General features: G+C 62.3%; 16 protein-coding genes and 1 CRISPR repeat array. Of the genes, 12 read left to right on the top strand and 4 right to left on the bottom strand.

Going from position 1 to position 18,558, the window contains the following annotated elements:
• Positions 1–3 precede the first annotated feature (3 nt).
• Positions 4–4,140, bottom strand: coding sequence for a translocation/assembly module TamB domain-containing protein (locus ACZCWR_RS06065; protein ID WP_487302808.1), 4,137 nt, complete (start codon positions 4,138–4,140; stop codon positions 4–6).
• Positions 4,141–4,164: 24 nt separating this feature from the next.
• The gene (locus ACZCWR_RS06060) at positions 4,165–5,946 is read right to left on the bottom strand and encodes an autotransporter assembly complex protein TamA (RefSeq protein ID WP_487302807.1); all 1,782 of its coding nucleotides are present in this window, start codon (positions 5,944–5,946) and stop codon (positions 4,165–4,167) included.
• A gap of 409 nt (positions 5,947–6,355) precedes the next feature.
• Between ACZCWR_RS06060 and ACZCWR_RS06055 the strand changes: the two genes are divergently transcribed.
• The 4 genes from ACZCWR_RS06055 (at position 6,356) to panD (ending at position 8,769) form a co-directional block, all read left to right on the top strand.
• Positions 6,356–6,544: a DUF3460 family protein gene (locus tag ACZCWR_RS06055; RefSeq protein WP_487303265.1), complete on the top strand. Its 189-nt coding sequence runs from the start codon at positions 6,356–6,358 to the stop codon at positions 6,542–6,544.
• Positions 6,545–6,621: 77 nt separating this feature from the next.
• Positions 6,622–7,449 (top strand): segregation and condensation protein A, encoded by an 828-nt coding sequence (locus tag ACZCWR_RS06050; RefSeq protein ID WP_487303264.1) that lies wholly within the window; start codon positions 6,622–6,624, stop codon positions 7,447–7,449.
• Positions 7,450–7,521: 72 nt separating this feature from the next.
• Positions 7,522–8,355, top strand: a complete 834-nt coding sequence (gene panC, locus ACZCWR_RS06045) for a pantoate--beta-alanine ligase (protein ID WP_487302806.1) — start codon at positions 7,522–7,524, stop codon at positions 8,353–8,355.
• A gap of 27 nt (positions 8,356–8,382) precedes the next feature.
• Entirely contained in the window at positions 8,383–8,769 is a 387-nt protein-coding gene (gene panD / locus ACZCWR_RS06040) for an aspartate 1-decarboxylase (RefSeq protein WP_487302805.1), read from the top strand.
• Positions 8,770–8,820: 51 nt separating this feature from the next.
• Here the strand turns inward: panD and ACZCWR_RS06035 are convergent, their stop codons facing one another.
• Complete coding sequence (locus ACZCWR_RS06035) at positions 8,821–9,447, bottom strand: ParA family protein (protein WP_487302804.1); 627 nt, start codon at positions 9,445–9,447, stop codon at positions 8,821–8,823.
• 172 nt (positions 9,448–9,619) lie between these two features.
• Between ACZCWR_RS06035 and ACZCWR_RS06030 the strand changes: the two genes are divergently transcribed.
• The 4 genes from ACZCWR_RS06030 (at position 9,620) to ACZCWR_RS06015 (ending at position 13,394) form a co-directional block, all read left to right on the top strand.
• Positions 9,620–10,042 carry a PaaI family thioesterase gene (locus ACZCWR_RS06030; RefSeq protein WP_487302803.1) on the top strand — a complete coding sequence of 141 codons (423 nt, stop codon included), beginning with the start codon at positions 9,620–9,622 and terminating at the stop codon, positions 10,040–10,042.
• Positions 10,043–10,181: 139 nt separating this feature from the next.
• Positions 10,182–11,734: a CRISPR direct-repeat array (repeat unit 28 nt; unit sequence GGTTCCTCCGCGTATGCGGAGATAGACC).
• Positions 11,735–11,741: 7 nt separating this feature from the next.
• Positions 11,742–12,416, top strand: coding sequence for an Hcp family type VI secretion system effector (locus ACZCWR_RS06025; protein ID WP_487302802.1), 675 nt, complete (start codon positions 11,742–11,744; stop codon positions 12,414–12,416).
• Positions 12,413–12,826 carry a DUF3592 domain-containing protein gene (locus ACZCWR_RS06020; protein WP_487302801.1) on the top strand — a complete coding sequence of 138 codons (414 nt, stop codon included), beginning with the start codon at positions 12,413–12,415 and terminating at the stop codon, positions 12,824–12,826. The genes ACZCWR_RS06025 and ACZCWR_RS06020 overlap by 4 nt, the downstream gene beginning before the upstream one ends.
• Positions 12,819–13,394 (top strand): hypothetical protein, encoded by a 576-nt coding sequence (locus ACZCWR_RS06015; RefSeq protein WP_487302800.1) that lies wholly within the window; start codon positions 12,819–12,821, stop codon positions 13,392–13,394. Before ACZCWR_RS06020 ends, ACZCWR_RS06015 begins: the two co-directional genes overlap by 8 nt.
• Positions 13,395–13,608: 214 nt before the next feature.
• Here the strand turns inward: ACZCWR_RS06015 and ACZCWR_RS06010 are convergent, their stop codons facing one another.
• Positions 13,609–15,081, bottom strand: a complete 1,473-nt coding sequence (locus ACZCWR_RS06010) for a cobyric acid synthase (protein WP_487302799.1) — start codon at positions 15,079–15,081, stop codon at positions 13,609–13,611.
• 64 nt (positions 15,082–15,145) lie between these two features.
• Between ACZCWR_RS06010 and cobU the strand changes: the two genes are divergently transcribed.
• The 4 genes from cobU to ACZCWR_RS05990 are packed head-to-tail and all read left to right on the top strand — an operon-like array spanning position 15,146 to position 18,511.
• A complete protein-coding gene (cobU, locus tag ACZCWR_RS06005; protein WP_487302798.1) occupies positions 15,146–15,682 on the top strand; it encodes a bifunctional adenosylcobinamide kinase/adenosylcobinamide-phosphate guanylyltransferase in 537 nt (178 codons plus the stop codon).
• 6 nt (positions 15,683–15,688) lie between these two features.
• On the top strand, positions 15,689–16,630 hold the full coding sequence (gene cbiB / locus ACZCWR_RS06000) for an adenosylcobinamide-phosphate synthase CbiB (protein WP_487302797.1): 942 nt from the start codon (positions 15,689–15,691) through the stop codon (positions 16,628–16,630).
• Positions 16,623–17,630 (top strand): threonine-phosphate decarboxylase CobD, encoded by a 1,008-nt coding sequence (cobD, locus tag ACZCWR_RS05995; RefSeq protein ID WP_487302796.1) that lies wholly within the window; start codon positions 16,623–16,625, stop codon positions 17,628–17,630. Before cbiB ends, cobD begins: the two co-directional genes overlap by 8 nt.
• Positions 17,588–18,511 (top strand): cobalamin-binding protein, encoded by a 924-nt coding sequence (locus tag ACZCWR_RS05990; protein ID WP_487302795.1) that lies wholly within the window; start codon positions 17,588–17,590, stop codon positions 18,509–18,511. Before cobD ends, ACZCWR_RS05990 begins: the two co-directional genes overlap by 43 nt.
• Positions 18,512–18,558: the final 47 nt, after the last annotated feature.

Below are 18,558 nucleotides of genomic sequence, written 5' to 3'. Positions count from 1 at the left end.
CAATCAATCCGATTCCACCGCCGTAGCCGACGCCCCCAACGGCGCCGACACCCCCGACGCGCCCGACGCCATCGAAGGCTGCTGCGCCGAGCGCGAACCCGACGACATCGACAGCAAGCGCATCCACGAATTGAACCGCCGCGTGTACGAAAGATCCACGCCCTCATACGTCCCGCCATACGCCGTCACCGACCAGAACCGCGACAGCGCGAGCGTTGCCTTCACCGCGTTCTGCGCCGACTGTAAGCCCTGCTCGTAGCCGATCACGAGCCGCTCGTTGATCGCCTTCGACAACAGCACCACCTGCGGATCGGTCAGCCCCACTTCGCTCGATGCCACCGTGAACTCGTCCAGCCCCACGGTCTGCGCGATCTTGCGTCCGCCCGTGCTGCCGAGCAGCGCCAGCGCGCTCGTCATCGCGCTCTGCTGGCCGATGTTGTTGCCCTGATCCGTGCCGTGCCCGAACAGCAGCCACGACAGCTTTTCGTTGTCCGGCACGTTCGGCTCGGAGATGAGCTTGGCGACCGGCGCCTGCACCGTGCCCGTCACCTGCACGCCCGCCTCGACTTCCTGATTGCGACGCATCGCGAGGATATTGAGGCCAGGGTTCGCCACCGGTCCGTTGAAGGTGAAGAAGCCGTTCTCGATGTTGAGCTTGCGCCCGAACGCGGTGTACGTTGAACCCGGCGTCACGCGCACGTCGCCGACCGCGCGCAGCGGCATGTTCGGCGCGCTCGTCGCGGTGATCGTGCCCGCCAGTCCGAGGTCCGCGCCCGCGCCCTTGAAGCGGAACTTCTGCCCCAGATCGATCGCGACATTCGCGCGCGGCGTGAACGGCCCGACCGGCTTCTGCGTCGCCGCGGTGAACTTCTGGTTCTCGTTCTTGATGGTGCCGTCCGGGCGCTCGACCACCACGTCATCGCCGAGCGAAGGCGCGGCGCTTTCCGGCAGATCGAACAGCGCGTGATCGACGGTGAACGCGCCATCGATCGCCATGCCGCCCTGCAAGCCCGCGTTGGCGATTTTCGCGCTGCCCGAGAGCATCAGCTCCCGGTCCGGCGATGCGAACAACTCCAGCTTGTCCGCGATGATGCTCGCCGTCAGATCGGGCTGCTGCTGATCGAGCCGCACCTTGCCGGTGGCGCGCAGCGTGCCGCTCGCACCATGAAACTCGACCTGCTTGAGATCGACGAGATTCTCCGACAGCGCAATCCGAATGATGCCGTCCTTCAACTGAATGCCCTGATCGACGACCGTGGCGGAGAGATTGTCGCCATCGAGCGAGCCGGACAGACTCGGCTTCGCGACCACGCCCGCAATCGCCAGCTTGAGCGCTATACGTCCGCCCAGCAGATAGCTCGGCCCGAGCAGCCCGCCCGTCGTGCGCAGTTCGGGAATGTTCGCGTTGATCGCGCCCGTCAACGGCGCGTTGTCGTCGATCGTGAGAATGCCGTCGCGCGGGGAAAGCGGCGTGTGTACATCCGCATCGATCACGCCGATGCGGCTTGCCTGCGCGTGCAGCATCGCGTTCAGGCGATTGCCGTTGGTGAAGTCCGCGCGCGCGGTGATATCCGTGATGCCCAGCGCCGCGACGCCGCGCGTGCCGTCGATGGTGACATCGCCGCTACGCCGTTTGAATTGCACGTGGCCGGTGGCGGTGGCGCCGAGCGCGAAATCCCAATCGCCATCGAACACGAGATCGGTGCGGATCGGCGGCTCCTCGCCCGTCAATTCCTGCCGCACTTCGAGCAGATGCGGCACGGAAACATTCGTGAGCGTGCCCGCGGACTGAATGCGGCCGCCCTCCATCGCGAAGGATTTCAGATTCAGCGCGATGCCTTCCGCCACGAGCTTCGTCGCGCCGAGCACGAGCTTTTTCGGCCCGTAACTCACCGTCAGCGGCGATTCCATGTTGAGCGACGGCGTGCCCTTGTTGGTCAGCTTCGTGAGGGTGCCGTCCCAGTGCGGGCCGTCGGCGGCGTCGGTGAACTTGCCGTTCGCACCGAGCGCGAGATTCACCGGCTGGCCGCGCACCTTGCCCGTTGCCGTCACGTCGAGCGTGTGATGCGCGCGCGTGCCGTTGAGATTCGCATCAAGCGCGGCGATCTCGATGCCTTCGGTGCCGAACTCGCGCGCCTTCAGCGTGAAGACGAGCGGACCGTTCGAGCCATCGCGGATATCGGCGTGACCTTCTGCATGCCCGAGCCGGTTCGCGCCGAACACGACGCCATCGGCCTGATAGTTCGCCACCACGTTCGGATGCGCGATGGAACCGGTCAGATCGCCATCCGCCTTGACCGCGCCGGTCACGCCGAAGCCGAGCCGTTCGAGTTGCGGCGCATCGACCTTGAAGCGCAACTGGTCGCCGGGCGCACCGAAGCTGCCGTTCAGATCGACATCGTTGCCCGCGACGGACAGCGTCGCGCGACTCGGCAACAAGCGCATGCCGACCACTTGCACGGTGCCCTCGCCCGTCAGCGGGAGGTTGTCGTACATGCTGTCGGCGAGCTTGAAAGTGGCTTTGGTCGTGAGCGTCGGCGCGAGTTGGCCGGTGGCCGCGAGCGTGCCGTTCACGCGCGCTTCGATCACGCGGGCGGGCGCGGGGGATTTTTTAGTCGGCGCTTTCTTCGATGAAGCCGGCGCGGTCTTTGGCGCGATGAGTTGCTGTTGCAGCAGCAGCGGATTGAAATCGACGAACTTCGCCTTCAGGTCGTAGCTCGAATTCACGTCCTTTTTCAGCACGCCGTTCGCTTCCACGCGACCTTTGCCGACCGTGAGTTTTACTTCGTCGAGCGTGGTCTGCTTCGGGTCGAGTTTGACCTTGGCCTGTGCGCGGAGGGCCGCTTTCGGATCGTTGAGATCGGCCACGATGGATTGCGTGTCACCGTCCAGCACGATGCCCACCGGTCCGGAAAAATCCGTCGGCCGCACGCTTGGCTCGATGGCGTTCAGATCGAGCTTCGCCACCTTCAGATCGAACTTGCCCTTGCTGCCCGCGAGCGAGCCGCCGCCGGTGATCGTCGCTTCCTTGAGCAGTCGCACGTTCAGATCGGTGATGGTCTGCGCGGTGGCATCGACGCGCACGTTCGCGTGGGCATCGATCAGCGGCAGCAGCTTTTGTGCGATGGAGCCGGGTTTAGCGTTGACGATGGACACCGGTCCGCTGACCACGAACGCCTTGGGATCGCCGCCTTCGACGGGCTTCACTTCCGCGCGCACTGCAAGATCGGCGGCCGGTGCGCCCGGCGCGAAGGCCTGCGGATTGACGTGATCGACCGTGACGATGGCGAGCTTCAGCGGCACATCCGCGAACGGCAGCGCTTCGACGTGCGCATCGCCGTTGAGCTTGAGGCCGCTTGCCTGCGCATCGGCGATCAGGTCTTCGAGCGAGCCGGACAAGCGCGCGTTCACGTTCACGGATTCGCCGCTGACCTTGCCCGCGTAGGTTGCATCGCCCGACAACGGAAAGGGCCGCGCGCCGCCATCCAGTTTCAGCGACGCCGTCACCGCGCCGAACGGCGTATCGAGCCGTCGCACGGCGGCTTCGTGATGTTGACCGTCGCTCTGGCCGTTGAACAGCAACCCGGAGAGTTCGGTGGTCGTCGCGCCCTGATGCAGCCGCAGCTTTTCCACGCTCAGATCGCGGATCGCAAGCTGAATCGGCAAGCGCAGATCCTTCGGCAATTCGGTTTTCTTGCTCGGCGTGTTCGACGGCGCGATACGCACATCGACCACACCGACATGCAGGTAATCGACCGTGAAGCGCAACGGATCGCGCGTGAGCGCCCAGCGGCCCGACACGCTGTCCACCGCAATATCGGTGCCGTCCGTGCCCTTCCAGTGGACATCGCGCAGTTGCAGGCCGGAGGCGATCGCGCCGCCATCGAGCTTGCCGGTCAACTGGCCTTTGAGCAGCGAAGTCGCCGCCTGCCATGCGTAACGCGTGCCGCGCTCGGTCGTCAGCACGAAGAACACCGTGCCCACTGCGATACCCACGATCAGCACGACGACCAGCACGAGCACGCCGAGCCAGCGCGCGAGCCGACGCCAGCCGCTGCGGCGCGGCTTCTTGCCTTGGTCGTTGCCTTCGCCTGAAGCGGGCGCTTCGTCGGCGTCGGGTGGAGTGGTCGGGTCCGTCATTGCCTGTCGATATCCTCGATGCCGTCAGAACGCGATGCCGAGCGTCAGATACGGCTTGATGCTCTTGTTCTTCAACCCATACGCCAGATCGACGTTCACCGGCCCGACCGGACTGCGCCAGCGCGCGCCGACGCCCACGCCCGGCTGGAACACGCGCTCGCTCCAGGTATCCGTCGCCGTGCCGATATCGAAGAACACCGCGCCGCCCCAGTCGTGCGTGAACCAGTGCTGATACTCGCTGCTGCCCGTCACCATGTACTTGGTCGGCAGCACCGAGCCATCCACGTTATTGCCGATGCCCAGATAGCTATACCCGCGCACGGAATTCGCGCCGCCCGCGCGGAACAAGAGCGACGCGGGAATGCCGCTCGACGGCCCGCTCGTAAACACGCCGCCGAACTCCGCGCGGAACAGCACGAGATCGCGCTTCCCGATGGGAAAGTACTGCTGCGCGTTGGTGTAGAGCCGCGCGAAGGTCTGATCGGTCATCACGCCCTTGACGGCGAAGCTCGCCTCCGCGCGCACGATATTGCCCTTGCGCGGGAACAAAGGATCGTCGACATTGCGGCGCACCCATGTCCACGCGGGCACCAGCGCGCGCGCCGTCGACGGATTCGGCAGATTCTGCGTGATGCGGTCGTCATAGAACGTCAGCGAAAACGTCGTGTCGATGTTCTGCCGCGAACGCGAGCGCTGCACGCCCACGCGCGCGCTGTAGATGTTCGTGTCCGAGACATCCGTGATGGTGTAGGAACCGAATACGGCGTTCACCCAGCCGCGCGAATCCGGCGGCATGGCGAGTTGCACGCGGCCATATTGCTGCGTCTGATCGAGCCGGCCTGAAATGGTGAACGGATACGCCTTGCCGAACGTGTCCAGATACGAATACGCGCCCTGAATGTGAAAGCCGGTATCCGTCGCGTAACCCACGCCATAGCGGATACTGTTGTACGGATACTCGCTCACCTTCACATGCATCGGCACTTCGAGCGGCTTGTTGACGTCGCTGTCGGTATCGATGGCGACGCTCGCGTAATACGGCGTGTTCTGCACTTGCCGCTGAAGCTCGTTGACGCGCGCGACATCGTAAATCTCGCCCGGCTGAATGGGATTCACGTGATCGATGATCCACGATGGATAGCGCTTCGTGCCCGTCACATCGAGCTTGCCCAGCGTGAAAGTCGGCCCGCTGTCGAACGTGACCGACAAATCCGCGATATGCGAACGCGGATTGATGCGCGCCTGCGAACGCACGATCTTTGCGCCGAGATAACGCTTGGACTGAAGCGCACGGAGCGAGGCGTTCTTGGCATCGTCCCAGCCGCTTTGCGTGAAGGGATCGCCTTCGCTGACCGAAAAAGCCAGACGCGCGGCCGTTTCCTGATTGCGATCTTCGGTCGTCACCGCACCCTGAAAATGCAATTGCACGGAGGCGACCTTCGTTTGCGGGCCGGGATCGACGGCGAGTTTCACGGTGCGCTTGCCGGCGTCGTCGGTGGTGACGTCCGTGCGCACGACTGGCGTGAAGTAGCCCTCGGTCGCGACGAGATCGCGCACGTCCTTCGGTGTCGCGGTGACGAGGAAGTCGAACTGGTCGTCGCTGACGTCATCGCGCTTGGCGAAACGGGAGAGATCGAGGTGATCCTTGAGCAGCTTTTTGAGGCTGCGCGGGGCATCGATATCGACCGTGTACTTGGCCTGCGCGGGCAGCGCCGCGAGCAGCGAAAGCACGCCGATCAGCATGGCCGCGAGGCGGACGCGGGGCGCATCGGGCCGCGCGAGCGCCATCGGGCGTCTCGGCGCCATGCTCAGCCATGCGCGCAGCAGATCAAACGAACGGCCCGCCAAACGTGTCCTCCGGCATCGGGAAAGAGATTGAAAGGTCGCGCATGCCTCGGCTCAGGCGAGGCGGCAGGAACCGCAGGCGCTATTTCACCACAGGCGCACTGCGGCAAGCGCTTGTCGCGAAGTAAATAACCCGCGCGAGGCAGCGCAGAGGCAAGCGCCATGCCACGCCGCACAATCAAGCGCCGCGCGCCTTTGGACGATGCGCACGGCCATCGGTTCCGCAACGAGCGCACGGTCGTGCGCGCATACCTGAAACACCGCGCTCGGATTCACATGAACATCGCCACGCTTGCGGTAAAATTGCGACGCACGTGACGCAGCGCATATCAGTGTCATCCACGAACCGCAACGAACACTCGGAAGCCGGATCATGTACCAGTCGGACATCACCCAGTTCATCGCTCAGTTGAAGGAAAAGAATCCGAAGCTGGAAGAGAAGCAGCGCCAGGGCCGCGCGCTTCTGTGGGACAAGCAGCCGATCGACCTCGACGAGCGCCGCCAGCAACAGGAATCGCGCGTCAACCAGACGTCCTACGCCTACTACCAGAACTTCTGAACGTGAGCGCAGCCGGCCACGAGCCGCACGCGTCTGCACCCAGCGAGCGCCGGGACGAGACGCGGGAAGACCGCGCCGTGGCGCTCGCCACGCCCGCGACGGATTCGACGCCCGACACGATAGACGGCGTCGCAATCGCGCATTTGTACGGCGAGCCGCTCTGGAAGCTGCCGACCGATCTCTACATCCCGCCCGACGCGCTCGAAGTCTTTCTCGAAGCGTTCGAAGGCCCGATGGACCTGCTGCTCTACCTCATCCGCAAGCAGAACTTCAACGTGCTCGACATTCCGATGGCGGAAGTCACCGCGCAATATCTCGGCTACGTCGATCAGATTCGCGAGAACAATCTGGAACTGGCCTCCGAGTATCTGCTGATGGCGGCCATGCTGATCGAGATCAAGTCGCGCATGCTGCTGCCGGTCAAGAAGGCCGACACCGGCGAGGAAGCCGAAGACCCGCGCGCCGAACTCGTGCGCCGCCTGCTGGAATACGAGCAGATGAAGCTCGCCGCGCAACGGATCGATCAGTTGCCGCAACTGGGACGCGATTTCCTGCGCGCGGAGGTGTATATCGAACAGGCGCCGGAACAGCGGTTTCCGGACGTCGATATGAACGATCTGCGCACGGCCTGGGCGGATGTCATCAAGCGCGCGCGGCTCGTGCAGCATCACAAGATCACGCGTGAAGAATTGTCCGTGCGCGAGCACATGAGCGTGATTCTCAGGCGCTTACAGACCGCGCGCTTCATGGAGTTCACCGAACTTTTCGATACCTCGCGCGGTGTTCCGGTGGTCGTGGTGAACTTCATCGCCATGCTGGAACTGTCGCGCGAATCGCTGATCGAGATCACGCAGGCCGAGCCGTATGCGCCGATCTACGTGAGGCTCGCGTACTCGCCCGCCTGAAACCCTCTTTTTTGTTTACCCTTCCCCGGTGCGCCTGAATTCGTCAGCCGCCCGCCAGGAGACACCCCTCCGATGAAAGTCATCAGCTCGATCCAGGAACTGCGCGACCAGTTGCGCGGCCAGAACCGCACCGCCTTCGTTCCGACCATGGGCAATCTGCACGAAGGCCATATGTCGCTCATGCGGCTGGCGCGCCAGCACGGCGATCCGGTTGTTGCGAGCATCTTCGTCAATCGCTTGCAGTTCGGGCCGAACGAGGATTTCGATAAGTACCCGCGCACGATGCAGGACGACATCGACAAGCTGCAGGACGAGAACGTCTACGTGCTGTTCGCGCCGACCGAGCGCGACATGTATCCCGAGCCGCAGGAGTATCGCGTGCATCCGCCGCATAACCTTGGCGATATTCTCGAAGGCGAATTCCGTCCGGGATTTTTCACGGGCGTGTGCACGGTCGTGATGAAGCTGATGTCGTGCGTGCAGCCGCGCGTGGCCGTGTTCGGCAAGAAGGACTATCAACAGTTGATGATCGTGCGCGCCATGTGTCAGCAATTCGCGTTGCCGACCGAGATCATCGCGGCGGAAACCGTGCGGGATGCAGACGGTCTCGCGCTGTCGTCGCGCAACCGCTTTTTGAGCGTCGATGAACGCGCCGAAGCGCCGCAGCTTATCCGGCAACTGAAGCAGGTGCGCGAAGAAGCGCTCTCCGGCAAGCGCGATTACGCCGCGCTGGAACGCGATGCGATGAACGCGTTGACGAATCGCGGCTGGAAACCCGACTACATCAGCGTGCGCAAGCGTTCGAATCTGCTGCCGCCGGGCGTTGACGATCAGGACGCGCCGCTCGTCGTGCTCGCGGCGGCGAGACTGGGCACGACGCGACTCATCGACAATCTGGAAATCTGAAGTACCGAAGCAAGAGGAAAGGAATATATGCAGCGCACCATGCTCAAATCGAAGATTCACCGCGCCACCGTCACGCATTGCGAACTTCATTACGAAGGTTCGTGCGCGATCGATGAAAACCTGCTGGAAGCGGCGAACCTTCTGGAGAACGAGCAGATCGACATCTGGAACGTGAACAACGGCGAGCGTCTCACCACGTATGCCATCAAGGGCGAGCGCGGCAGCGGCATGATCTCGCTGAACGGCTCGGCGGCGCGGCGCGCGCAACTGGGCGATCTCGTCATCATCGCGGCGTTCGCGCAGGTGGACGAGCGCGAGATTCAGGCGGGCTGGAAACCGAACCTCGTGTTCGTCGATGGCGAGAACCATATCAAGGGCAGCCGCGATCACGTGCCGACGCAGAACTGGACGTGATCTTAGTGGCCTGAACAAAGCCGGCGCTTCCTCGAAGGACGCCGGCTTTTTTCATTTCTTGGCGACCCATTCCACGATGGGCGCCCACTGCTCCAGATCCTTTTCGACGCGGCTCTTGGCGACATCCCAGATGGTCAGGCCGTGCGCGGCGAGTTGCACGTAGTTCTGCGTATCGCGGATGAAGCCGAGCACCGGCAACTCCAGCCCTTCCACAAAGCGATGCAATTGATCCGCCGAACGCGTGCGCGCATCCACCCGCATGCCGACGACGCCGACGCGAATCGCGCCCTTGCGCACGGCCTTTTCCTTCGCGAGCCGGGCGAGGAAGTCTTGCGTGGCGAGGATATCGAACATCGACGGCTGGAGCGGCACGATCACCTTGTCGGCGAGGTCGAGCGCCAGCCCGAGGCGGTTGCCGTGCAGTCCGGCGGGTGTATCGATGACGGCTTTTTCGAGGCCCTTGGGCGGTTTGGCGGGGGCATCCGGGTCCATGCCCCACTCTTCGATTTTCGGCAGCGTGTCGGGCCGCAGCGCGAGCCACGCGTGGGACGAGCGCTGCTTGTCGAGATCGGCGAGCGCGACCCACTCGCCATTCGCCGCGAAATGCCCGGCCAGATTCGTCGCGAGCGTGCTCTTGCCGACACCGCCCTTTGGATTTGCCACTACGATCACGGTCATGAAAGGTCCTGGAGTTGTCTGGCGCGCGGGACATGGCCGATGCCGGTCCGCGCGATTCGTGTTATGAGAACGGTTGCATGATGCGAGCCGTTGCTATTATCGACAAAACTGAGGCGCGTGGCATGTTGGCCGAACGGCCGTGCGTTCATCCTTATCTTCTGACCTGACGAACATGACGACATTGCTCCGCCCGGAAGTCACTTTGGATTTTTTGCGCGCGCGGCAGAAGGGGCGTTTGCCGGAATTGCTTGGGGTGGAGTTGGTGTCCTTGGATCAGGGGGCGTTGACGGGTGAATTGGTCGTGCGGCCTGAGTTGCTTGCGCCGAATGGGTTTTTGCATGCGGCCACTGTCGTCGGGTTGGCGGATACGTGTTGTGGGTATGCTTGTATCGCGCATCTGCCGGAGAAGGCGTCGAACTTCACGACGCTGGAATTGAAAAGCAATCATGTTTCGACGGTGCGCGAGGGGAAGATTGTGGCGAAGGCGAGCGCGGTGCATCTTGGGAGGAGCACGCAGGTTTGGGATGCGGTGGTGAGTAGTGGTGACGGCAAGCTGATCGCGATGTTTCGGTGTACGCAGATGGTGCTTTATTGAGTTTGGCGATGCGGTTTTTGCTTATCGCTTGAACGAAGTTAATTGCTTTCCGGCAATCGTTTGGAGTCTAAAAATTGATTGTCGGTTTGAAGAGGGGTTTGGCTGTTTCTCGTTGTGGGTCAAGCAGTTATGATCTAGGGGTTCCTCCGCGTATGCGGAGATAGACCGAGCGATCCGTCCATCTGCTGCAGCGAGCCGGAGGTTCCTCCGCGTATGCGGAGATAGACCTTTCACGCATCACGTCGTTTCCTACCTGCTTCCGGTTCCTCCGCGTATGCGGAGATAGACCGCATCGCGGCCTGCTCGAGGCCATCAACAACGGGGTTCCTCCGCGTATGCGGAGATAGACCCCATTCCGGTTGACCCTGTTCGCAATTGACGATGGTTCCTCCGCGTATGCGGAGATAGACCTCAGTCCGCACAGTCCAATACAAACTCCGGAAAGGTTCCTCCGCGTATGCGGAGATAGACCTTGAATTCCGCCGTCCTTGAGCTTCGCGACGGCGGTTCCTCCGCGTATGCGGAGATAGACCCGGGTGACACATGCTGACCATTCCTCAACTCGAGGTTCCTCCGCGTATGCGGAGATAGACCCAGAGCGAAAGCGCACCCGCCGCAGCGATACACGGTTCCTCCGCGTATGCGGAGATAGACCGACATTGTTTGCATGGGTCTTTGCCCTCGGCTGGGTTCCTCCGCGTATGCGGAGATAGACCGGCGTCCTGCATGTCTTCAGCCCACGCGGTCTGGGTTCCTCCGCGTATGCGGAGATAGACCATACTGGGAGCCCATCAAGGCTTTTTTCGTATCGGTTCCTCCGCGTATGCGGAGATAGACCTAGATATAGCTTTCAGAGTGGTTGATGATGCGAGGTTCCTCCGCGTATGCGGAGATAGACCCGCTTACGGCTCCATTGTGGTAGGCGATTGGGAGGTTCCTCCGCGTATGCGGAGATAGACCCATCGTCTACTTTGAATTCGTTCTCAAGTTCGTGGTTCCTCCGCGTATGCGGAGATAGACCCCGCGATACGGGATGGACCCTTTCAATGACGCGGGTTCCTCCGCGTATGCGGAGATAGACCTTTCCAGCTTGGATGCACGCCTATCTGCAGTACGGTTCCTCCGCGTATGCGGGGATAGACCGGAGGCAGCAAGGGCGTGCTCATCTGTTCGACTGGTTCCTCCGCGTATGCGGAGATAGACCGACGACGATGACGATCACCTGGGATGCGACCGAGGTTCCTCCGCGTATGCGGAGATAGACCGGCGCGCACTTCGGCGTGACGCAGTCCGCCTGCGGTTCCTCCGCGTATGCGGAGATAGACCCTCGTTCACCATCGAATGCCCCACGGGCGGCGCGGTTCCTCCGCGTATGCGGAGATAGACCCCAGATTGCGTCACTGAATTACCCGACGCTCACGGTTCCTCCGCGTATGCGGAGATAGACCTTCCGGGAAGAAAAGTTCTTCCTTCGCGTGCTTGGTTCCTCCGCGTATGCGGAGATAGACCCGTAGCAGATAGTTGACCTCTCACCTTTACGGGGGTTCCTCCGCGTATGCGGAGATAGACCGATCGAGCGGACCATTCCCCTGCGGGGCGTGGTGGTTCCTCCGCGTATGCGGAGATAGACCGTGGGTAACGTTGGCGCTCGCGTCCGCGCCGTTGGTTCCTCCGCGTATGCGGAGATAAACGCACATTGATGTTGAGCACCTATCCCCACCTCGCCTTCACCGGAAGCGAACTGAACCAGCTATTCAGTTCCACATTTGCTCACTCAAATTTGCTTCACCCCCTCAAGCCCGCTTTTAAGAAATTCCGTGTAGCGATCATTTGGTTCCGCTTTTACTCTGGAAAGTTACCTCTGCTGCAAAACACCAAGCGAGCAACCATGAGCAACATCTTCCTGAGCATTGACGGCGTTACCGGTGAAAGCGATGTCATCGGGCATGAAAAAGAAATCGACATATTGAGCTGGCAATGGGAGATGCATCAAAGCTCGCGCGGTAGTTCACCGACCAATCGGGCAACGGTCGAGTGCATCGAACTAATTCACGAAGTCGATCTGGCCTCCAACGGCATGATGCAAATGCTTTTACAAAACAAGATCGCGCCTCAAGCTGTTATCTCGTTACGTCGTCCAAACGCACAAGCAAATACCAACTCCCTACTCGGCAAGGTTTTGCCGCCTCCCGACTTTCTAAAGATTTACCTCAAGGAAGTGATGATTCATCGCTTGGAACCGTATGCGTCTGCCTACGGCCACTATGAGCGCATCGTCCTCTCTTTCAGTGAGTTCAAACGTGAATACATGACGACCAACAAGGGCTTCCCAAGCGGCATAGCCTCGGTCAGCCATCGGATGCATCAAGGATGAGATTCAAAATCGATCGCTCCAAAATCAACTGGGACACGGTCATCATCGGCATTGTGTTTTTCGCGTTTCAACTCCCATTCCTACCGTCCACGCTCGAGTTTCGGTTTCTCTCTGTGGTCACTCAGGGCGAGGTGGTCAAGCTTAATGCCGGTGCCTTTCACCCTGAAGTCGCATTCACGACGGTTGACGGCAAAAGAGAATCCTTTGCCGGCAGCGCCTCGGTCCGTACCGAGACAGGGGATCGCGTGGAGGTCCGATATCGGCTGGATGACCCACGCGGCGCGATGCTAAACAATGTGTTCAGCATTTGGGGGATGCACCTGTACATAACGGTCTTTTCCTCACTCTTCATCATCGGCGGCCTTTACGGCGCAAAACCAAGTGGCCGCAATCGAGGTAACGATGATTGAAGGTAGTAAGTGGAGCTATGAAACGGCAGGATCGGGCGGTGTTGGAATCGGTGAGTTGCTGATCTCTGGCGGTAAGTTTGTGTTGAAAGCGCCTGACGGTAAGTTGCATCTATATCGGTATGCTGGTATCGGTGCAGGCGTTGGGCTTAACATTCGCCTCCCCAAATCCCTACGCCTGCCAGATATTCGGCTACCTCGCGGTGGCCACACAGTAAGCGGCGGCGGTGCGACAACCGATTTTCAGGCTGGCGGTTCGATATGGCGGTTTTATCCTACGGAGCTTAAACCTGGCGACTTCGCCGGCATGACGATTTACATCGACACGAGCTTCGGCCTGTTGGTATCGGAAAGCCTCTCCGGCTTCATCGTAGGGATTGATCCGCGAGGCATGATTCCGTGGATGTTCAATCCGGGCTTGTTCGCCAGTGCGCTTGGTGCAAGTGCCAAAGGCTTCGTCGTGTTGCGTGGCATGGGCGAGGGCCTGATTGACGGTGGAAGCGCTGGTTGTATGCTTGGTTCCATCACTTACTCGGGCGTCTACTCCGAAGACGACGATCAGGCCAATTAGGCTTCGCGCATTCATACCTTCTCGCTGGCTCGGGCTACCTTTCGCTGCTGGTTCTTCAGGAGACTCACCAATTTCAGACGGGTTCCTCCGCGTATGCGGAGATAGATCCGCGACTTGAATCGTCCCGGAAGGCCATGCTTCAGTTGAAGTAGTCGATATCTCATCTGACGCTGTCTGAGGGATCGAATACCGGCTAATACATCCTCCAGAGCCATCACCGAAACATCTTCCCCACCCCTTCCAAATCCATCGCCTTCTCCATCTCCTCCGCCAACCGCTCCAAAGACGCTTCCCGCAACGCCGGATAATCCACCCCCTGCGCATCCTCGACACCCGCCCACGTCAGCAGCGCAGCACACGCTTCCGGCGTATCAAACACCCCATGCAGATACGTCGCCGCGATCAGTCCATCTTCCGAAAGCGCGCCGTCGCAGCGTCCTGAATCGAGCGTGACGAAAGGCTGGCTCAACGCCGCGCCGCTCGTGCGTCCCATGTGTATCTCGTAGCCCCGCACGGGCGCATGCGAATCGCCGATAGTCAACCGCCCCGTCACATTCTCAAGCTGCTTCACCTGCGTGAGCACCGTCGAAAGCTCCAACAACCCAAGCCCATCCACACACTCCGCCGCACCCTCCACCCCATCCGGATCATCCACCTCACTTCCCAACATCTGCATCCCGCCGCAAATCCCCAGCACCTTCCCGCCATAACGCAGATGCCGCTCGATCGCCCGATCCCACCCATGCTCACGCAACCAGGCAAGATCGCGCTGCACACTTTTCGACCCGGGCAGCACGATCAGATCCGCAGAAGGAATCGCCCCGCCCGCACGCACATACTCGAAATCCACTTGAGGATGCGCCCGCAATGCATCGAAGTCCGTATGATTGCTGATGCGCGGCAACGCCGGCACGATCACCTTCAACGCAGGCCGCGCGCCGCGCACATGAGGCTGACTCGGCAACATGTCCTCGGCATCGAGCGTCAGGCCATGCAGATACGGCAACACGCCCAGCACCGGCTTGCCCGTCTGCGCCTCCAGCCACTCCAACCCCGGCTTCAACAACGCGATATCCCCCCGAAACCGGTTGATGACAAACCCCCGCACCCGCGCCCGCTCGCTCTCCGACAAACACGCGAGCGTCCCCACAAGATGCGCGAACACGCCGCCGCGATCGATATCCGCCACCAGCACGACCGGGCAATCCACGCGCTCCGCAAACCCCATGTTGGCGATGTCCCGATCGCGCAGATTGATCTCAGCAGGACTGCCCGCGCCTTCGACGATCACCGCATCGAACTCGTCACGCAGACGCGCGTAGGACGCAAGCACGGCATCGAACGCGGTGAGCTTGTAGTCGTGATAGGCGCGCGCATCGAGATTGGCGTGCGCGTGTCCGTGGATGATGACCTGCGCGCCGCGATCGCTCGTCGGCTTGAGCAACACCGGATTGAAGTCGATGCGCGCCTCCACGCCCGCCGCGATCGCCTGCAAGGCCTGCGCGCGGCCGATCTCGCCGCCATCGACGGTCACCGCGCTGTTCAGCGCCATGTTCTGCGGCTTGAACGGCGCGACCTTCACGCCGTTGCGATACGCCAGCCTGCACAGTCCCGCGACGAGCGTGCTCTTGCCCGCATCGGACGTGGTGCCCTGAATCATCAGCGTGCCGCGTGGAGTGAATGGCATCGAACGAATCCTTTGAGGCGTTTGAAGGCAACGCGTCATCTTATCCCGCCGTTACAATATTGCGATGACCTCCTTCCCTTCCTTACGCGACCTCACTTTCGTGCTCGGCGGCGCACGCTCGGGCAAGAGCGCGCATGCGGAGCGGCTCGCCATCGAAAGCGGCATGCCGGTCACGTATATCGCGACGGCGCATGTCGGCGATGCGGAATTCGCCGAGCGCGTGCGGCTGCATCGCGAACGCAGGCCCGCGCACTGGAAGCTGATCGAAGCGGATGCAGATCTCGCGGGCGCGCTGCGTGACGCTCAAGGCGACGGCCGATGCGTGCTGATCGACTGCCTGACCTTGTGGCTCGCCCGTCTGCTTCTCACGGATGAAACCGTCGACGGCACCAAAGCCTTCGCCGCCTTCGACGAAGCGCTGACGCACGCGCGCGGCAAGATCATCGTCGTGAGCAACGAAATCGGTCTCGGCGTCGTGCCGATGGGCGCGGTCACGCGTTCATACGTCGATGAACTCGGCCGCCTGAATCAGCGTGTCGCCGCCGCGAGCACGCGCGCCGTGCTGATGGCCGCCGGCCTGCCACTCGTCCTCAAGGGCTGACGCAAGATGCTCCTGCTCTCCGCCTACGCCATGTCGCTGCTTGCCGTGCTCGGCGTGATCGTCGACCGGTTGTTTGGCGAGCCGCGTTCGCGGCATCCGCTCGTCGGCTTCGGACAGATGGCGGCGCGTATCGAGGCGCGGCTGAACACGGGGCGTCGCGCGCGGCCGGCGGGCATGCTGGCGTGGTTCGTCGTGGTCGCGCCGCCGGTGAGCATCGCGTGGCTGGTGGTGAGCGTGCTGCCGTTCGCGTATGCCGGGCTCGTGCATGTGCTGCTGCTGTGGTTTGCGCTGGGCGCCAAGAGTCTGCGTCAACATATCGCGCCGATTGCCCGCGCGCTCAGTCTCGGCGATCTGCCGCACGCGCGCGCGCTGACTTCGCGCATCGTGTCGCGCGATACATCGCAGGCCGATGAAACCGCGCTCTCGCGTGCCGCCGTCGAATCCGCGCTGGAAAACGGCAACGATGCGATCTTCGGCGCGCTGTTCTGGTTCCTCGTCGCGGGCGGTCCGGGCGCGCTCATGTTCCGTCTCGCCAACACGCTCGACGCCATGTGGGGTTATCGCACGCCGCGCTATCTGCGCTTCGGCTGGGCGGCGGCACGCATCGACGATGCGCTCAACTTCATCCCCGCCCGCCTGACCGCCGCGAGCTACGCGCTCACCGGCGACACGCGCATGGCGTGGCATTGCTGGCGCACGCAGGCGCGCGCGTGGGACAGTCCCAACGCCGGTCCCGTGATGGCCGCGGGCACGGGCAGCCTGAACGTGCTGATCGGCGGCGCGGCGGTGTATCACGGCGTGCTCGAAACGCGGCCGACGCTCGGTGTCGGGCACGATGCGACGCCGCGCGATGTCGTGCGCGCGTTGCGCCTCGTCGATCGCGCTATGTTGCTGTGGCTCGCGCTCCTTCTGGTGCTGGCGATTTTCAGTGCGGCGGGTCATGGCTGATTTTTCTTCGATGCCCATTCGTCACGGCGGTAATTTGCTCGATGCGGCGCGTCGCTATGGCATCGCGCCGGAGGATTGGCTCGATCTGTCGACAGGCATCAATCCGTGTGGCTATCCGGTGCCGCCCGTGCCGCCGGATGCGTGGCGTCGTCTTCCCGAAGATGACGATGGTCTTGCCGCGTGCGCCGCGCGGTATTACGGCGCTGAATTGGCGTTGCCGGTTGCCGGTTCGCAAGCCGCCATCCGCGCGCTGCCTGAGTTGCTCAAGCGCGGTGTCGCGGGCGTCGCGCCGCTGACTTACGGTGAATATGCGCCGGCGTTTCGGCGCGCGGGGCATCGTATCGTCGCGCTCGATGTGAATGCCGATGCGTTGCCGGATGCGCTCGATCACGTGATCGTCGCGAATCCGAACAATCCGACTGCCGAGCGTGTGTCGCGCGAGACGCTTTTGCGTTGGCACGCGCAACTTGCGAGGCGTGGCGGCACGCTTATCGTCGATGAAGCGTTCGCGGATGTCGATCCTGCTGCTTCGCTTGCTGACGAGAGTGCGCGGGAAGGTCTAGTCGTGCTGCGGTCGGTGGGCAAGTTTTTCGGGCTGGCGGGTATTCGTGCGGGATTCGTGTTGTGCGCGCCGCTGCTGGCTCATGCGCTTGCCGACGCGCTCGGCGCGTGGACGGTCGGCGGTCCGGCGCGGCATGCGGTGCGTGCTGCGTTCGACGATCACGCGTGGCAGCGCGACACGCGCGAACGCTTGCAACGCGACGGCGCGCGTCTCGCTGGCTTACTCGCAGCACGCGGTTTCGATGTGCACGCAACGCCGCTTTTTTCATGGATGCCAACGCCTCACGCGCCCGCTTTGCAACACGCGCTGGCGGAACGCGGCATCTGGACACGGCTGTTCGACTCACCAGAAACGATGCCGAGTTTGCGCATCGGATTGCCGGGCGCGGAAGGCGAATGGGCGCGGCTCGAACGGACGCTTGCGGAGTGTGGCGTTTGAGGCGCGTTCTCGCTGCGTGTGTTTTGTGCGTCACGACGCATGCGTTCGCCGCGCTTTCCGTCGTCGATGACAGCGGCGCAACCATCACGCTTTCCGCACCCGCGACGCGCGTCGTAAGCCTCGCGCCTCACGTCACCGAATTGCTGTTCGCTGCAGGCGGTGGCGCGCGCGTGGTTGGCGCGGTGAGCTACAGCGATTATCCGAAGGAAGCGCAGGCGATTGCGCGCGTCGGTGACAACAAGGCGCTCGATCTGGAGCGCATCGTGGCCTTGCACCCGGATCTGATCGTCGCGTGGCGGCATGGCAATGCGGATCGGCAGATGGACCGATTGCGCGCGCTCGGCATTCCGGTTTTTTACAGCGAGCCGCGTCATCTGGCTGATATCGCGACGGACATCGACAAACTCGGCGTCTTGCTCGGCACTCAGAGCCGCGCGCACGAAGCGGCATCCGAATTTACGCAAAAGATCGATGACCTACGCACGCGTTATTCGCAGCGCGCGCCGGTGCGCGTGTTCTATCAGGTCTGGGACGATCCATTGATGACGCTGAACCGCGACAACGTGTTCAGCGAAGTGATTACGTCATGCGGCGGAGTGAATGTTTTCGCTGGCGAAACGTCGCGCGTGCCGACGCTTTCGACCGAAGCGGTGCTGGCGGCCAATCCTGAAGTCATCGTGACCGCGACGCCGGGCGCGACGAGGCCGGATCGTGCGTTGCCCGCGCTTGAGCGGTGGAAGCAATGGCCATCGCTGATGGCGGTATCGCGCGGCAATCTGTTCGGCATCGATGGCGATGTGATCAATCGGCCGACGCCGCGTATCGCGCTGGGGATGGAGGCGTTGTGTGGGGATTTGGAGAAGGCGCGGGGGCGGAGATGAACGTTGAGTGTGCTGCTGTCTACGTATCGTGCAAGGGGCTTCTGTTG

It is taken from the genome of Caballeronia sp. A2-2, assembly GCF_057612605.2.
This window is presented reverse-complemented; position numbering and strand designations above follow the sequence as displayed.

Excerpts from the sequence above, each read along its gene's own strand:
- panD (WP_487302805.1), top strand. The coding sequence starts at position 8,383 with ATGCAGCGCACCATGCTCAAATCGAAGATTCACCGCGCCACCGTCACG.
- cbiB (WP_487302797.1), top strand. The coding sequence starts at position 15,689 with ATGCTCCTGCTCTCCGCCTACGCCATGTCGCTGCTTGCCGTGCTCGGC.
- cobU (WP_487302798.1), top strand. The coding sequence starts at position 15,146 with ATGACCTCCTTCCCTTCCTTACGCGACCTCACTTTCGTGCTCGGCGGC.
- ACZCWR_RS06035 (WP_487302804.1), bottom strand. The coding sequence starts at position 9,447 with ATGACCGTGATCGTAGTGGCAAATCCAAAGGGCGGTGTCGGCAAGAGC.
- ACZCWR_RS06015 (WP_487302800.1), top strand. The coding sequence starts at position 12,819 with ATGATTGAAGGTAGTAAGTGGAGCTATGAAACGGCAGGATCGGGCGGT.
- ACZCWR_RS05990 (WP_487302795.1), top strand. The coding sequence starts at position 17,588 with ATGGGCGCGGCTCGAACGGACGCTTGCGGAGTGTGGCGTTTGAGGCGC.
- ACZCWR_RS06010 (WP_487302799.1), bottom strand. The coding sequence starts at position 15,081 with ATGCCATTCACTCCACGCGGCACGCTGATGATTCAGGGCACCACGTCC.
- cobD (WP_487302796.1), top strand. The coding sequence starts at position 16,623 with ATGGCTGATTTTTCTTCGATGCCCATTCGTCACGGCGGTAATTTGCTC.
- ACZCWR_RS06020 (WP_487302801.1), top strand. The coding sequence starts at position 12,413 with ATGAGATTCAAAATCGATCGCTCCAAAATCAACTGGGACACGGTCATC.
- panC (WP_487302806.1), top strand. The coding sequence starts at position 7,522 with ATGAAAGTCATCAGCTCGATCCAGGAACTGCGCGACCAGTTGCGCGGC.
- ACZCWR_RS06030 (WP_487302803.1), top strand. The coding sequence starts at position 9,620 with ATGACGACATTGCTCCGCCCGGAAGTCACTTTGGATTTTTTGCGCGCG.
- ACZCWR_RS06060 (WP_487302807.1), bottom strand. The coding sequence starts at position 5,946 with ATGGCGCCGAGACGCCCGATGGCGCTCGCGCGGCCCGATGCGCCCCGC.
- ACZCWR_RS06065 (WP_487302808.1), bottom strand. The coding sequence starts at position 4,140 with ATGACGGACCCGACCACTCCACCCGACGCCGACGAAGCGCCCGCTTCA.
- ACZCWR_RS06025 (WP_487302802.1), top strand. The coding sequence starts at position 11,742 with ATGTTGAGCACCTATCCCCACCTCGCCTTCACCGGAAGCGAACTGAAC.